This is a genomic window from Shinella zoogloeoides (genome assembly GCF_030733845.1).
GTDB lineage: Bacteria > Pseudomonadota > Alphaproteobacteria > Rhizobiales > Rhizobiaceae > Shinella > Shinella zoogloeoides_C.
The window spans coordinates 410,367-423,786 of record NZ_CP132313.1; the positions used below are offsets into that span (position 1 = coordinate 410,367).

General features: G+C 60.7%; 13 protein-coding genes and 1 pseudogene. 4 read left to right on the plus strand and 10 right to left on the minus strand.

Going from position 1 to position 13,420, the window contains the following annotated elements:
- Positions 1-35 precede the first annotated feature (35 nt).
- The 3 genes from treZ to Q9316_RS24795 are packed head-to-tail and all read right to left on the minus strand — an operon-like array spanning position 36 to position 2,872.
- The gene (treZ, locus tag Q9316_RS24785) at positions 36-1,838 is read right to left on the minus strand and encodes a malto-oligosyltrehalose trehalohydrolase (protein WP_306035942.1); all 1,803 of its coding nucleotides are present in this window, start codon (positions 1,836-1,838) and stop codon (positions 36-38) included.
- Positions 1,835-2,608, minus strand: a complete 774-nt coding sequence (locus tag Q9316_RS24790) for an SDR family oxidoreductase (RefSeq protein ID WP_306035943.1) — start codon at positions 2,606-2,608, stop codon at positions 1,835-1,837. The genes treZ and Q9316_RS24790 overlap by 4 nt, the downstream gene beginning before the upstream one ends.
- 3 nt (positions 2,609-2,611) lie before the next feature.
- Positions 2,612-2,872, minus strand: coding sequence for a hypothetical protein (locus tag Q9316_RS24795; RefSeq protein ID WP_306035944.1), 261 nt, complete (start codon positions 2,870-2,872; stop codon positions 2,612-2,614).
- A 153-nt stretch (positions 2,873-3,025) separates the two neighbouring features.
- Here Q9316_RS24795 and catE point away from each other — a divergent pair, with 153 nt between their 5' ends.
- The 3 genes from catE to Q9316_RS24810 all read left to right on the plus strand — a co-directional run bounded on the left by catE (position 3,026) and on the right by Q9316_RS24810 (position 6,469).
- Positions 3,026-5,188, plus strand: a complete 2,163-nt coding sequence (gene catE / locus Q9316_RS24800) for a catalase C (protein WP_306036367.1) — start codon at positions 3,026-3,028, stop codon at positions 5,186-5,188.
- Positions 5,189-5,301: 113 nt separating this feature from the next.
- A complete protein-coding gene (locus Q9316_RS24805; protein ID WP_023513649.1) occupies positions 5,302-5,802 on the plus strand; it encodes a YciE/YciF ferroxidase family protein in 501 nt (166 codons plus the stop codon).
- Between the two features lie 85 nt (positions 5,803-5,887).
- The gene (locus Q9316_RS24810; protein WP_306035945.1) at positions 5,888-6,469 is read left to right on the plus strand and encodes a cysteine hydrolase family protein; all 582 of its coding nucleotides are present in this window, start codon (positions 5,888-5,890) and stop codon (positions 6,467-6,469) included.
- Positions 6,470-6,487: 18 nt separating this feature from the next.
- Here Q9316_RS24810 and Q9316_RS24815 read toward each other — a convergent pair whose 3' ends face one another.
- The 6 genes from Q9316_RS24815 to Q9316_RS24840 form a co-directional block, all read right to left on the minus strand.
- Complete coding sequence (locus Q9316_RS24815) at positions 6,488-6,895, minus strand: HD domain-containing protein (RefSeq protein ID WP_306035946.1); 408 nt, start codon at positions 6,893-6,895, stop codon at positions 6,488-6,490.
- A 4-nt stretch (positions 6,896-6,899) separates the two neighbouring features.
- Positions 6,900-7,133 (minus strand): DUF2934 domain-containing protein, encoded by a 234-nt coding sequence (locus Q9316_RS24820; RefSeq protein ID WP_306035947.1) that lies wholly within the window; start codon positions 7,131-7,133, stop codon positions 6,900-6,902.
- 45 nt (positions 7,134-7,178) lie between these two features.
- Complete coding sequence (locus Q9316_RS24825) at positions 7,179-8,348, minus strand: zinc-dependent alcohol dehydrogenase (protein WP_306035948.1); 1,170 nt, start codon at positions 8,346-8,348, stop codon at positions 7,179-7,181.
- 11 nt (positions 8,349-8,359) lie between these two features.
- A complete protein-coding gene (locus Q9316_RS24830; RefSeq protein ID WP_306035949.1) occupies positions 8,360-10,165 on the minus strand; it encodes a YbhB/YbcL family Raf kinase inhibitor-like protein in 1,806 nt (601 codons plus the stop codon).
- Positions 10,166-10,262: 97 nt separating this feature from the next.
- Positions 10,263-11,129 (minus strand): SDR family oxidoreductase, encoded by an 867-nt coding sequence (locus tag Q9316_RS24835; protein WP_306035950.1) that lies wholly within the window; start codon positions 11,127-11,129, stop codon positions 10,263-10,265.
- 103 nt (positions 11,130-11,232) lie between these two features.
- Positions 11,233-12,198, minus strand: a complete 966-nt coding sequence (locus Q9316_RS24840; RefSeq protein WP_306035951.1) for an SDR family oxidoreductase — start codon at positions 12,196-12,198, stop codon at positions 11,233-11,235.
- A gap of 145 nt (positions 12,199-12,343) precedes the next feature.
- Between Q9316_RS24840 and Q9316_RS25765 the strand changes: the two are divergent.
- Positions 12,344-12,694: pseudogene (locus tag Q9316_RS25765) on the plus strand (DUF6766 family protein); the annotation flags it as partial.
- A gap of 395 nt (positions 12,695-13,089) precedes the next feature.
- Here the strand turns inward: Q9316_RS25765 and Q9316_RS25780 are convergent.
- A complete protein-coding gene (locus tag Q9316_RS25780; RefSeq protein WP_371878061.1) occupies positions 13,090-13,398 on the minus strand; it encodes a DUF982 domain-containing protein in 309 nt (102 codons plus the stop codon).
- Positions 13,399-13,420 lie beyond the last annotated feature (22 nt).

The following is a 13,420-nucleotide window of genomic DNA, read 5'->3' on the forward strand; positions in this document are numbered from 1 at the left end:
CCGGGATGGCGCAATGAAGTTCCACGCCACCACCTTCATGATCCAGCCTCGTGAGCGAAAATCCCCGAAGGGCGCACGAAGAGGAGGGTAGACCAGGCAGCGATGACATCTCGCTTTCCGTCGGGGCCGCTCGCATAAACCAGATCACCAAGATCGGCACCAAAAGTGCGAGGCTCCTCAGAGGTATTTGCCCGCAGTTGAAGCAGCCCGCCATTCAGCCGCCAGTCGACGAAGAGTTCCGCGTCCGTCTCCGAGACGATGGCCCCCGCACAGCCTCGGGCATTTGCGAGCAGCGGGACCACGAACCGACGACGCGTTTCGATAAGGCGGGTTATGAATGCACGCCAGTCCCGCTGCTCCGGCACGTCCAGGTTTGCCCAATCGAGCTTCGACTTTGTGAAGGTGGCCCAACCGTTCGGATCCACGATATCCTCCGGCCCTGCCCCGGCGGGATAACCGCCAAAATTCTCCGCCTCTTTGAAGCGGTTCCGGTGGATGTCGGCGGCGAGATCTCCACTATAGTCGGCGAAAAAGCGAAACGGACGGTCGCTCAGATGTTCGTCGCCCATGAAGACCAGGGGGATTTGCGGCGACAGGAAGAGGATCTCGGTCAGAAGACGATGGACCTTCGGCTCAAGTGATGTGTGAAGCCGGTCCCCCAGCGCCCGATTGCCGACCTGATCGTGATTTTGAAGGAAGTGCACGAACGCCGTCGGCGGCAGGCACGCGGAGTTCGGTAGCGCGGAACCGACCGTGGTCTTGCCCTGGTTCAGATAGCCCTTGGCCAGCGCTTGCTTCACTTGTTTCCAAGGGCGGTCCTTATAGGGAGCATAGTGGCCCTCGGCTTCTCCGGTCACAGCAACGTGCATCGCGTGGTGGAATTCGTCGTTCCAGTCGCCCGCAAACAGGCGATGACCAGTTTCATCCGCTACGAGCAGATCACCCCCGTTGCTGGGATTTTCGACAACGAGATGCACCTGGCGATCGGTGAACGTCGCATCCACCGTGTCTGAGATTTCCTGCAGGATGTGCGGCGTTCCAGCATCGACAATCTGATCGACGGCATCGAGCCGAAGCCCATCAAACCGATATTCCTGCAACCAGTGAAGAACGTTTCCGATGAAGTAAGATCGTACCGCCGGTTCATCGAAAGCAATCCGAGATCCCCACGGCGTGGGATCCTCGCTATGGAAGAAGCCGGGCGCATAGTGCGCCAGGAAGTTACCTTCCGGCCCAAAATGATTGTAGACTACATCGAGAAAGACCATCAGCCCGCACTGATGGGCCGCGTCCACGAGGCGCTTCAGATCGTCCGGCGTGCCATAGGCGTTGTGCGGCGCGAATTGGAGAACACCGTCGTAACCCCAGCCCCAGCGACCGGGAAACTGAGCAATCGGCATCAGTTCGATCGCGGTAAAGCCCATTTCGGCAAGCCGGGGCAAGTGCTCGATGGCTGCATCGTAGGTTCCATCCCGCGTGAACGTACCGACATGGAGCTCATAGAAGACGGCCTCTTCCCACGGACGTCCGCACCAGTCAGCCTGTCGCCAGGCAAAACAATCTGGCCCGCACAGCAATGAGGGGCCATCGACACCCAGCGGCTGGAAACGGGATGCGGGATCGGGCACGCGCCTGCCATCGGAGAGCACGAAGCCGTAGAGCGCTCCTACGGGTTGATTCTCGAGACGGACCGCGAACCAACCGTCATCCTGCCGCTTCATCGCAATACGGCGGCCATCGATCTCCAAAGCCAATGTGGATTCGGCCGGCGCCCAAAGCCGGAACACCGTTGAGCCGTCCTCGCAAAACTGCGGCCCCCAACTGCATGCGCGCATCATCGCAGCAACCCCTGGCCGCCGTCTACGTAGACTGGCGAGCCCGTCATATGCGATGCCTCGGCGCTGAGCAGGAATCGGATGACCTTGGCAACATCGATTGCCTGGCCAGGCCTACCGTCGGTCAAGGGAATGCTGCCCTGCGGCCAGATGACCGGCACTTCCGTTTCCGCGCGGTTGCGAATTTGCGAGCCGGCGACAATGTTTGTTTCGACCGCTCCCGGGCAGACGACATTCACCCGGATGCGGTGTTTTCCGAGTTCAAGGGCGAGTTGCTGCGCCATGGCCACCTGCGCCGCCTTGGACGCGCTATAGGCGGTCGCACCGGGATTGGTGAAGGTGCGCACCCCGTTGATCGACGATACGACGACGATTGCCCCGCCTCCAGCTCTTTTAAGCAGCGGAACCGCCGCGTGAAGCGTGAGGAAGGTACCGCGAAGATTGACGCGGATCGTCTCGTCCCATTCGGAGGGGCTTAGATCCTCGATAGGTGCCCAGACGCCGTTGATGCCGGCATTCGCCACGACCGCGTCCAGGCGGCCGAAATGGTCTTGTGTCCTCTGGACCATGTCGCCAAGGTCAAATTCATCAGAAACATCACCGGCGATAGCGATTGCCTCGGTGCCATCCACCAGAGCTTTCTGTGTTTCGGAAAGGGCATTTTCGTCGCGGTCGAAGAGCACGAGACGATGGCCCGTTGACGCAAGAAGTTCCGCCGTCGCCCGCCCTATTCCAGATGCGGCCCCGGTAATCATCGTAACGGGAGACCCCATAGGTCAGCTCCGCGCTTCTGATGTGAAGCCGGTGTCCTCGGCAGCTTCCTCGTTTATGGTCTCGTCGTCGATATCGCCCTGCTGCGCGGGATCGGTATCGAAAGCAGTGAGCTGGACCATGATTTCCTTGGCGCGCGTGATCGCAGCATCTTCTTGCACGTCATTCGCGGCCATGCAGACCGATACCTTCTCCCCACCCTCTCCGACGAACTCGACCGTCGTCGTGCCTTCGCCGCTGTGAACATTCGTTTCGATGAGTTGCATGGTGACCTCCTATCGGGATGGTCAAAACCGGAGAGGAGGGACGAAGTTCCTGTACGTTTGCGGACAGACTCCGTCGTCGGGAGCACGAAAATGCCGACGTACGGAACCTTTCGCCGCACGTGTTGTTGGCTAGTCGCAAACAGGGAGCGCACCATGGCCAAGACCACATCACCGAAAGCAGCATCGGCGAAATCATCGAAATCCACGGCAACGGCCGCGCAGATCCACGACCAAAAGCTAGTGCGTGGCGATGGCGGCGAACTGCACCAGGTCGCCGAGGGCGAAACGCCCGTTCTGACGACGGCACAAGGTGGTCCTGTCGCTGATGACCAGAACTCGCTCCGCGTCGGCGCACGCGGGCCGTTGCTGGTCGACGACTTTCATTTCCGCGAGAAGATCTTCCATTTCGACCACGAGCGCATTCCCGAACGGGTGGTGCATGCACGCGGGTATGGAGCGCACGGCTTCTTCGAGACTTACGAGTCCCTCGCTGCGTATACGCGCGCCGACCTCTTTCAGCGCGCCGGCGAGAAGACGCCGGCTTTTGTTCGCTTTTCCACCGTCGCAGGAAACAAGGGTTCCTTCGATCTGGCCCGCGACGTGCGCGGCTTTGCCGTCAAACTCTACACGCAGGAGGGCAACTGGGATCTTGTCGGCAACAACATCCCGGTCTTCTTCATCCAGGATGCCATCAAGTTCCCGGACATGGTGCATGCGGTGAAGCAGGAGCCCGACCGTGCCTTCCCACAGGCCCAGAGCGCGCATGATAATTTCTGGGACTTCATCAGTCTGACACCGGAAAGCATGCACATGATCATGTGGGTCATGTCGGACCGGGCCATTCCCCGTTCCTTCCGCTTCATGGAAGGGTTCGGTGTTCATACCTTCCGCCTGGTCAACGCGAAGGGTGAGTCCACGTTCGTCAAATTCCACTGGAAACCCAAGCTCGGCCTGCAATCCGTCGCCTGGAACGAGGCCGTGAAGATCAACGGTGCCGACCCGGACTATCACCGCCGCGACCTGTGGAACGCCATCCAGTCGGGCAACTTCCCCGAATGGGAGCTCTGTCTCCAGCTGTTCGATCAGGATTTTGCCGACAGTTTCGACTTCGACATCCTCGACCCTACCAAGATCATCCCCGAGGAGGTCCTGCCGGTGAAACCGGTCGGCCGCCTCGTCCTCGATCGCATGCCGGAGAATTTCTTTGCCGAGACGGAGCAGGTCGCGTTCATGACCCAGAACGTACCGCCCGGTATCGATTTTTCCAACGATCCGCTGCTGCAGGGGCGGAACTTCTCCTACCTCGATACGCAGCTTAAGCGTCTGGGCAGCCCGAACTTCACACATATCCCGATCAACGCACCCAAATGCCCTTTCCATCACTTCCAGCAGGACGGGCATATGGCCATGCGCAACCCCGTCGGCCGCGCCAATTACCAGCCCAACTCCTGGGGAGAAGGACCGCGTGAATCGCCGGTCGCCGGGTTCCCGCATTTCCCCGCCGAAGAGCAGGGCCAGAAGGTGAGGCTACGCCCCGAAAGCTTTGCCGACCACTATAGCCAGGCGCGCCAGTTCTACATTAGCCAAACCCCGGCCGAGCAACGGCACATCGCGGCCGCTCTGACCTTTGAGCTCAGCAAGGTCGAAACACCCGTGATCCGTGAGCGCGTCGTCTCGCATGTGATGAATATCGACGAGACCCTCGCCAACACCGTCGGCGAAAAGCTCGGCTTCCAGTCCATGCCGAAACCCGCCGATGCCGCAATGCCGACACGGCAGGACCTCGAGCCCTCGCCGGCGCTGAGCATCGTGGAGCGGGGACCGAAGCGCTTCGAGGGGCGCAAGCTTGGCATCCTCATTACGGACGGCGTCGATATCGACCTCTTGACCGGCCTGCAGGACGCCATTCTGGCGGAAAAGGCTGAGGTCGCCCTGATCGCGCCGAAAGTTGGTGGCGTGACAGCGTCCGACGGATCATGGGTACCGGCGCAGTTCATGATTGACGGCGGCCCGTCCGTGCTTTTCGACGCGGTGGCGCTGCTGCCGGCCAAGGCAGCCATGGACGACCTTCTGCAGGAGGCGACCGCGCGCGACTTCGTCGCCGATGCCTTCCAGCACTGCAAGTTCATTGGCCACGCCGCCGATGCCTTCCCGCTTCTGGAGAAGGCCGGGATCGCCGACAAGCTCGATGAAGGCGTCATCGAACTGCCGTGTGAAGACGGCCTCTCGGCCTTCGTCGCGGAACTCGGCAAGCTGCGCCTTTGGGCGCGCGAGCCCTCCGTCAAGCTCGGCAAGGCATCCGTTCCGTCCGCATAGCGGGTGGCTTGCCTTGCAGCATCCGCGGGGAACAAAGGTCCACAAGGCTGGTTAGCTCCCCGCGCGATCGCGCCTGCCATCTAGGCTAATGTTCACAACAACAGGAGAGACCCATGCCAACCAAGACAATGGAAGACCTTTTCCTCGATGGTATCAAGGACATCTACTACGCCGAGCGCAAGATCATTGCCGGCCTCAAGAAGATGATCCGCGGCGCCGAGGCCGAGGACCTGAAGGCCGCCTTCGACAAGCACCTGCAGGAAACCGAGGGCCAAGTCGAGCGGCTCGTGCAGGTGTTCGAGCTTCTCGGCAAGCCCGCCCGCGGCAAGACTTGCCCGGCCATCGACGGCATTCTCGAAGAAGGCCAGGAAATCCTCGAGGAATTCAAGGGGTCGCCCGCACTCGACGCAGGCCTTCTCGCCGCTGCGCAGGCCGTCGAGCACTACGAGATCGCCCGCTACGGCACCTTGAAGTCCTGGGCGATGCAGCTTGGCAAGAACGATGTCGCCAAACTCCTCGACCAGACGCTCGCCGAGGAAACCAAGACCGACCAGGCCCTGACGCAGCTTGCAGAGGCCAAGGTCAACCGCGAAGGCAAGACCAAGGCGGCATGACGCGGAACGGGCGGAGAAGCGCTCTCCGCCCGACCCTCTCCGCGGCGGAAGACGCCCGGTCCGATGCGAAGCAACGGGAGTGGAGATGTACAGTGAGTGGCGACATATCTGCGTGGATATGCAGCGCATGTTCGCTGAAGACACGCCCTGGAAAGTCGCCTGGATGGAGCGGGTCTCGCCAGAAGTCCTGGAAGTCGTGGGCCGCCATCCCGAGCGCACGATCTTCTCCCGGTTTCTCCCACCCGCCCGCGCTACCGATGCCATGGGCATGTGGCGAAACTACTACGAGAAGTGGTGGATGATGACGGCCGAGCACCTGCCGGGCGAGATGTACGGCCTCCTCCCGGAACTCGCCGCATTTACGCCGCCCGCTATCCTCTTCGACAAGCGAACCTATTCTCCCTGGATCGACGGACGGCTACACGCCTATCTAAAGGGACACGACGTGGAGACGCTGGTCATCACCGGTGGCGAGACCGATGTCTGCGTTCTCGCCACAGCCCTCGGTGCCATCGATCTCGGCTATCGCGCCATCATCCTGACGGATGCCGTCTGCAGTGGCACGGACGAGACGCATGACGCGTCCTTGAAACTGCTCGAAAGCCGCTTTACAGCACAGATGGAAGTGATGTTGACCGAGGCGTTCCTGTCGTCGGTTGCCTGCTAGCCGCCTGCCGAGAGGCTGTCAGCGTTCAGTGATTAGACGAAGGGCTCGCAGATACTTCTGACCATCCTCGCCGATCGTCTGCACTTGCGAAAGATTGTCCTCAAGGTCTGCCAGCTTCACGGGCTTTGCGACAGAGTTCGAAGCAGCCCGGCGGACAAATGCCTCCCACTCCTCATCCTCTCGCCGCGTCATCGCATCCACCGCGCTGATGACGTCGGGCGGGAAACCCTCCTCCCGCAGCCGATCCAGCGTCCAACCTTTACCCTTCTCGACCACATCATGCAGATACGCGACGACTTTTCCGGTGTCATCGGTGACGGAGGAGGCGACGCGACGGCAGTGCTCGAAATAGGATCGTCCGGTCTTGTCGGCTTGGCCTTCATGCGCCGACTGGGCGACCTGAATTGCGTGATCGAGGTGGTTCACGGGCTCAAGGTCCTTCGGTCCTTTTGATTCTCTTGCGAGGCGGCTCATCTCCGGTCGAGATTTCCACTTCCGGTGTGTCAGTCGTGGCGGCGTCTCCGCTGGACCCCTTCCTCGAAGCCTCGAACTCCGCTTCCGCCATTGACCAGTGGCGCAGATCGTCACCGGTCGGAGATCCTTCCTCTTCCCAGATCCAGTAGGCACGCCGGCGGATTTGTTCATGTCGATCGGTATCGGTCATCGATTTTGTCCTTAGGGTGGCACAGAACCATCGGCGCGCAGAGGCTCACGGCTTGAGCACGACCTTGATGCAACCGTCCTTCTTGTCGCGGAATGTCTTGTAAAGCTCGGGGCCGTCTTCCAGCCCTGCCCGATGGGTGATCACGAAGGACGGATCGATGTCGCCCCGTTCGATGCGCTCCAGCAGGATCGGCAGGTAGTGCTGCACCGGTGTCTGCGCCATGCGGAAGGTCAGGCCGCGGTTGATGGCCGACCCCATCGGGATCTTGTCGACGAAACCGCCATAGACGCCGACGATCGAGACCGTGCCGAAGTTGCGGCAGCAATGAATGGCCTGGCGCAGCACATGCGGCCGGTCCGTGCCCATGAAGGTGGCGACTTTCACCCGATCGACGATCGCGTCGAAGCCGGACATGGTGTCCGGCTCCGTGCCGACCGCATCGATACAGGCATCGGCTCCGCGGCCGGCGGTCAATTCCATCATTCGGTCATAAATATCCTCGTCGCGGAAATCGAGCACGAGCGCGCCGCTCGCCTCGGCAAGCGCCTTGCGTTCCGGCACGGTGTCGATGGCGACCACCCGTTCAGCGCCGAGCAGAAAAGCGCTCTTGATTGCCATCTGGCCGACAGGTCCGCAGCCCCAGATCGCGATCGTGTCCCCAGGAGTGATGTCGCAGAATTCAGCTGCCATGTAGCCGGTCGGAAAGATGTCGGAGAGGAACAGCACCTGCTCGTCCGTCAGGCCATCCGGCACCTTGATCGGCCCGACATCGGCATATGGCACGCGCATATATTCCGCCTGTCCGCCGCTGAAACCTCCAAGCAAATGGGAATAGCCGAACAGTCCTGCAGGCGAGTTTCCCCAGAGCTTCGCGGCCTTCTTACGGTTCGGGTTTGAACGCTCACAGCCCGAGTAATGACCGCGCTTGCAGAAGAAGCACTCACCGCAGGCGATGGTGAAGGGCACCACGACACGATCGCCCACCTTCAGCGCCTTGTTGTCCGAGCCGACCTCGACCACCTCGCCCATGGTTTCGTGGCCGACGATGTCACCATGTTGCATGCTGGGGATCACGCCGTCGAAGATGTGCAGGTCCGACCCGCAGATCGCACAGGCCGTCACCTTGATGATCGCGTCGCGGCCATGTTCGATCTTGGGATCAGGAACGCTTTCGCAGCGGATATCGCTTTTGCCATGCCAGGTCAGGGCTTTCATCTCTGTTCTCCTCAGTTGGCTCCAGCTCTGCGCTCGAATGTCCCTGTTATTTCGCCCTTGCTGAGAACGTGACCCTTCATCGCCTCAAGCACGTCTTCACGCATCGCGCCCGGATCGATGCCGAGGGTCTCGACATCGAGTGCGAAGACCTGGAAATGGTAGTGATGGGCGGGGTCGCCAACCGGTGGTTTGGGCCCGGTATAGCCAATAGATCCCATGCTATTGGCGCCCTGCTTCAGGCCCTCCGGCTCTTGGAGGATTGGTGTCCCCGGCATCCCCTCGCGTAGCTTGATGACGTCGCCCGGGATATCGTAGGCCACCCAATGCGTGAACGGTTTGGGTTTGTCGGCATCGGGATCGTCAACGATGACAACATAGGATTTTGTGCCCTCGGGTCCGGCATCCCATTCCAGTGCCGGCGAAGCATTGTCGCCGTCGGCACTATACTGAAGCGGAATCGGCTGGTTCGCCGCAAACGCGCTTCTGACGGCAATCACTTGCGCCTCTTTCGCCTCGATCAGGTCGAGCGCGGTCTTCGACGCAGGCTTATCCGCCACGACGTTGGGAATCGCTTCGGCATTGTCCGCGCTTGCCTTTTGCCCGCCTTCGTAGTGCACCCGATAGACGATCCCGTTGCTGTCATCGGCAACGAACAGCGCGCCATCCATGCCCACAGCGACGCCGGTCAGGCGACCGAGATAGCCGTATTTCCCGTTCTCCTGCTGCAACAGAAAACCTTCAAGGAACCGCTCGAAGGCGACGGGTTTGCCGTTTTCGAAATCGATGCGGACGACCTCGTAACCGCTCGGCGGGCGGCGGTTCCACGAGCCACGCATGGCGATGAACGCATCTCCTCGATAGCCTTCCGGAAAAGCGTTACCGTCATAAAACGCCATCTGCATCGGCGCGCTGTGCGGTGTGTAGCCGAGCAGCGGTTCGCTCGACTGTTGTGCCCAATCCTGCAGCGATATTCCTTCCGGCGGGTCGATATGCGGATTGAGGCCACTCTTGCCATAAACATAGGGCCAGCCGTACTTCTTCCCCTGTTCGAGCAGGTTCAGTTCCTCGATCTGCACATCGTCCCCAAGCCAGTCAATGCCGTGGTCGACGCCGTAGAGGGCACCCGACGTTGGCTCCCAGTCGAAGCCGATCGTATTCCTGAGACCGCTAGCAAATATCGTCCGGCTCTTGCCGTCCTTGCTGGCGCGCAGAAGAGCCGCGTTTTCGGGATTGTCCTCCTGGCATTCATTGCAGGTGCTGCCTGAGGAGATATAGAGCATGCCGTCTGGCCCAACGGCGAGAGTGCGGTTGGCATGCTGGCCGGCGTCGGGCAAATCATTGATGATACGAGTCAGAGGACCGAATGTACCATCTTCCTTGACATCGGCCGTATAGACATCGTGGATCGTCACGAGGAAGACTTTGCCGCCATCGAACGCGATGCCATGCATGCCCGGGCGACTGGCGACCGTCACCGCGCCGTCGGCCTTGCCGTCGCCATCGGCATCCTTCAGCATGATGACGTCGCCGACGGAGCGGCGGGTGGCATAGAGGACGCCGGTATCGGACACCGCAAGCATGCGCGGATTGACAAGATCGCGCGCAAAAACCTCGACCTTGAAGCCGTCCGGCGCCCTAATGAGATCTGTGAGCTTGTCGTCGTCGCCCATCTGGAGTTTTTCCGGCTCCAGAATTGAACCCTCGATGATCACGTCCGACGCGCGGCCAATCTCGCCCTTGATCTGGGCGTGCGCGCTTGCGGGCAAGAGAAACAAGAGAGCACAGGCCGGGAGGCGCAGGTTCTTGAACGTGTCCATATACAAATCTCCGGTTTCTAGGCCTAAGGCTTTGCCTGCGCATAAGCGGTGCGGGCACACGATCCGCACCGCAGGGACGTTGTTGAGCAGCGGCCGTTCAGATCATGATTTCGCCGCCCGTCACGGGAATGACGGCGCCCGTCATGTAACTGCCGAGGTCGGAGGCGAGCAGGACGTATGCCCCCGCCAGTTCGGCTGGTTGGCCGGCGCGGCCAAGCAGGGCTTGTTTGCCAAAATCCTTCGTCTTCTCCGGCGGCATGGTGGACGGAATGAGGGGCGTCCAGATCGGCCCTGGCGCCACGGCGTTCACCCGAATGCCCTTGTCGGCCACCATTTCGGCCAGACCGGCCGTGAAATTCGAGATCGCACCCTTTGTCGATGCATAGGCGAGCAGATGGGGCGATGGTTGGCGCGACTGGATAGACGTCGTGTTGATAATCGAGCCGCCAGGCTTCATATGCGGGATCGCGGCGCGGGCGAGAAAGAACGGAGCATAGATATTGGTTCGGAACGTTCGATCCCATTCTGCTGTGCTGATATCGCCGATATCGGCATAGGTGCGCTGGAAGGCGGCATTGTTGACGAGGACGTCGAGCTGCCCGAAGTTCTCGATGCATTGGCGCACGAGGTGGGCGCAGTGCTCTTCGGTGGTTATGTCGCCCGGAAGGACAAGCGCTCGTCGCTCCTCCCGTTCGATCCAGCGGGCCGTTTCATTGGCATCCTCGTCCTCGCTCAGATAGGAGACGACGACATCTGCGCCTTCGCGGGCAAACGCGATCGCCACGGCGCGGCCGATACCGGAATCGGCGCCTGTGATCAACGCAACCTTTCCCTTGAGGCGGCCCGACCCGACGTAACTGTCTTCACCGTGGTCGGGAACGGGCGTCATGGCTTTTGTCAAACCTGGGGGCGTTTGCTTCTGTTCCGGCTGCGGCGGAAGCGGCCGGCGTTCGTCGTCGCTCATGGTGTTCTCCAGTTTTTTAGGCTCAACTAGCCAACTCGACTGGGTAGGAGATGTTCCCGCGCTTTGGGCTGGCGTGGCAACAAGTGGCAAGGGCCGCCGAAAATCATCGTCGGCTGCGTCTGGCAGCAAGGAAGCCGAGCAGCGCAATGCCTGCCAGCGCGACCAGCACCGTTCGGCTGGTACGGTGAGGCGATCTCAGCCCTCCATCGATATGGCCTGCATCCGCTGAAGGGTGATAGAGATTGCCGTCACCCGTGGCGACGCGCCGTGCGCGCTTGAAATAGCTGGCCATCCCGCGTGCCAGAATGCGTGCTGTAAGATCGGGTGCAAGCAGATGCACGAGCCTGGAGACACTCGTCACGGCCCCCACGGTCGTCGTTGCACGTGGGAAACGCGCCACGCGAACGATCGCCTCGGCTACGTCACGCGCATCGATTAACGGGGGTGGCGCGGTGATCTCGCGCCCGACGTAGTTCGCTCCATGTCGCAGGCCGGGCGTATCGACGAAAGCCGGGTAAACGTCGCAGATATGAATGCCGGGCCGGTCCGCAAGCTCACCTCGCAGCGCTTCCGAAAATCCGCGTAGACCGAATTTGCTGGCGCTGTAGGCGGTTGCAAACGGCGCGGCGGCGAAGCCCCCAAGCGAGATCATGTTTATGAAGACACCGCGTTGCTGCCGAAGGAAAATCGGCAAAACGGCATGGGCGTCGTTGATATGGCCTAAGAGATTGGTTCGAATGATTTGTTCATGAGCCTCGATCGGTGTTTCCTCGAAACGCCCGACCGCGCCAACGCCCGCATTGCTGATCCAGAAGTCGATCCGCCCGAAAACCAATGCCTTTTCAGCGAGAGCTCTGACAGATGCGGCGTCACCGACGTCGGCAATGACCGGTAACGCCTCCGCACCAAGCCGGTTGCAAGCATGCGCCACCCGCGAAAGAGCCTCGCCATTTCGAGCAGCCAGTATGAGCCGGCTCCCATGCCTGGCAAAAGCCTCAGCCGTCGCCTGGCCTATGCCGCTCGACGCACCGGTTATCACCACGACTGCGCCCGCAAGTTCTTTCGCCATAACTGTTCACCTTTCAAGAATGGCAATCGAACAAGCAGGACCTCGAAAGGTTCCGTCCGGGAAGGTGCGACGGACAAAGCGCTCTGTTGAGGAACAACGCGGTTCCGCACCGGTTTGGAGAACCAGTCATTCACGGAGTAGGTCGATGAAGTTTGTTCGAGACAACGGTTTGACCATCGTGCTCGTCGCCGCCACGATTGGAACGCTGGTCGGTATGACGGTGAGCGGGCTATCGGTTTACAACGAGGAGCTGGCTGAACATCGCCTGCCTGCCACTACCTTCGCCAGTTATGTCGCCAGCGGCCATTTCCTATCCGCACTTTTCGAAAACTGGGAAAGAGAGTTCCTTCAGATGTCGGCTTACGTCGTTCTGACGGCATTTCTGTTTCAGCGGGGTTCCGCAGAATCCAAAGACCCTGATCAGATTGAAGAGCATGACCTGGAACCCACTGATCAAATCGGGCGACCCGGCACTCCGAAAAGTGTGCGGGCGGGCGGTCTCGGCCGAACGCTTTACGCGTACTCGCTTGGAATAGCGCTATTCACCTTATTCCTGCACCGCGGTCGACAAAAACTCCGACTGCCAGTTCTGAAAGGATTCGAACCAGAATTGCGCACTGACAGCATGCTCCCAGATCGTAGGTATCGGCATCCCATGGCGTTGTGCGTCCAGGGTCGCGGCGCGAGCGCTCTCCAGCAAGTGCAAGGCAATGCTGGTCGTTCTTTCGATTTTCCTGCGTTTCCGAGGATCGCCGGAGTCCAAGCCTGTCGCGGCTCCGCACGCGCAGACCGGCGCCTAGCAAGCCAAGGCGCGGGCCGCTTGGCTATGGAAATAGCGTCGCCCGCCACGATGCGGGCGACAACGGGTCAAAGAGGGGCCGTCATTGTTCATCAAGGGTTAGAAATCGAGCTTGCCACGAGCGGACCGGCCGTGCGCATCATGGAAAGAATACCAGCTTCTACGGCCGCCGCGATAAAGGCTTCTCGGGCTTGCGACAGCCCGCCATGCCCCTCCACGCACATCGCCGTCACCGCGCATGCCTGTTCGTACCGCCTTCCGCGCTGATCAGGCCAACGGATCAAGAGGTAGTGGAGCGCCTGTTCCGGTCCATGAACGGTTTCGCCGCACCCGGGTTCGAATGCGAGGACGACGGGCACGGTCCACACGCCCACAGTGGCCTTCTTCAATGCAATTCCCATGTTCTCCTCCCAGAAAGATGGT

What these genes read in the sequence shown, in the direction of transcription:
- Q9316_RS24790 (WP_306035943.1), bottom strand. Translation starts at nt 2,608, where the DNA reads ATGGGGTCTCCCGTTACGATGATTACCGGGGCCGCATCTGGAATAGGG.
- Q9316_RS24795 (WP_306035944.1), bottom strand. Translation starts at nt 2,872, where the DNA reads ATGCAACTCATCGAAACGAATGTTCACAGCGGCGAAGGCACGACGACG.
- Q9316_RS24835 (WP_306035950.1), bottom strand. Translation starts at nt 11,129, where the DNA reads ATGAGCGACGACGAACGCCGGCCGCTTCCGCCGCAGCCGGAACAGAAG.
- Q9316_RS24840 (WP_306035951.1), bottom strand. Translation starts at nt 12,198, where the DNA reads ATGGCGAAAGAACTTGCGGGCGCAGTCGTGGTGATAACCGGTGCGTCG.
- Q9316_RS25780 (WP_371878061.1), bottom strand. Translation starts at nt 13,398, where the DNA reads ATGGGAATTGCATTGAAGAAGGCCACTGTGGGCGTGTGGACCGTGCCC.
- Q9316_RS24830 (WP_306035949.1), bottom strand. Translation starts at nt 10,165, where the DNA reads ATGGACACGTTCAAGAACCTGCGCCTCCCGGCCTGTGCTCTCTTGTTT.
- catE (WP_306036367.1), top strand. Translation starts at nt 3,026, where the DNA reads ATGGCCAAGACCACATCACCGAAAGCAGCATCGGCGAAATCATCGAAA.
- treZ (WP_306035942.1), bottom strand. Translation starts at nt 1,838, where the DNA reads ATGATGCGCGCATGCAGTTGGGGGCCGCAGTTTTGCGAGGACGGCTCA.
- Q9316_RS24810 (WP_306035945.1), top strand. Translation starts at nt 5,888, where the DNA reads ATGTACAGTGAGTGGCGACATATCTGCGTGGATATGCAGCGCATGTTC.
- Q9316_RS24820 (WP_306035947.1), bottom strand. Translation starts at nt 7,133, where the DNA reads ATGACCGATACCGATCGACATGAACAAATCCGCCGGCGTGCCTACTGG.
- Q9316_RS24805 (WP_023513649.1), top strand. Translation starts at nt 5,302, where the DNA reads ATGCCAACCAAGACAATGGAAGACCTTTTCCTCGATGGTATCAAGGAC.
- Q9316_RS24825 (WP_306035948.1), bottom strand. Translation starts at nt 8,348, where the DNA reads ATGAAAGCCCTGACCTGGCATGGCAAAAGCGATATCCGCTGCGAAAGC.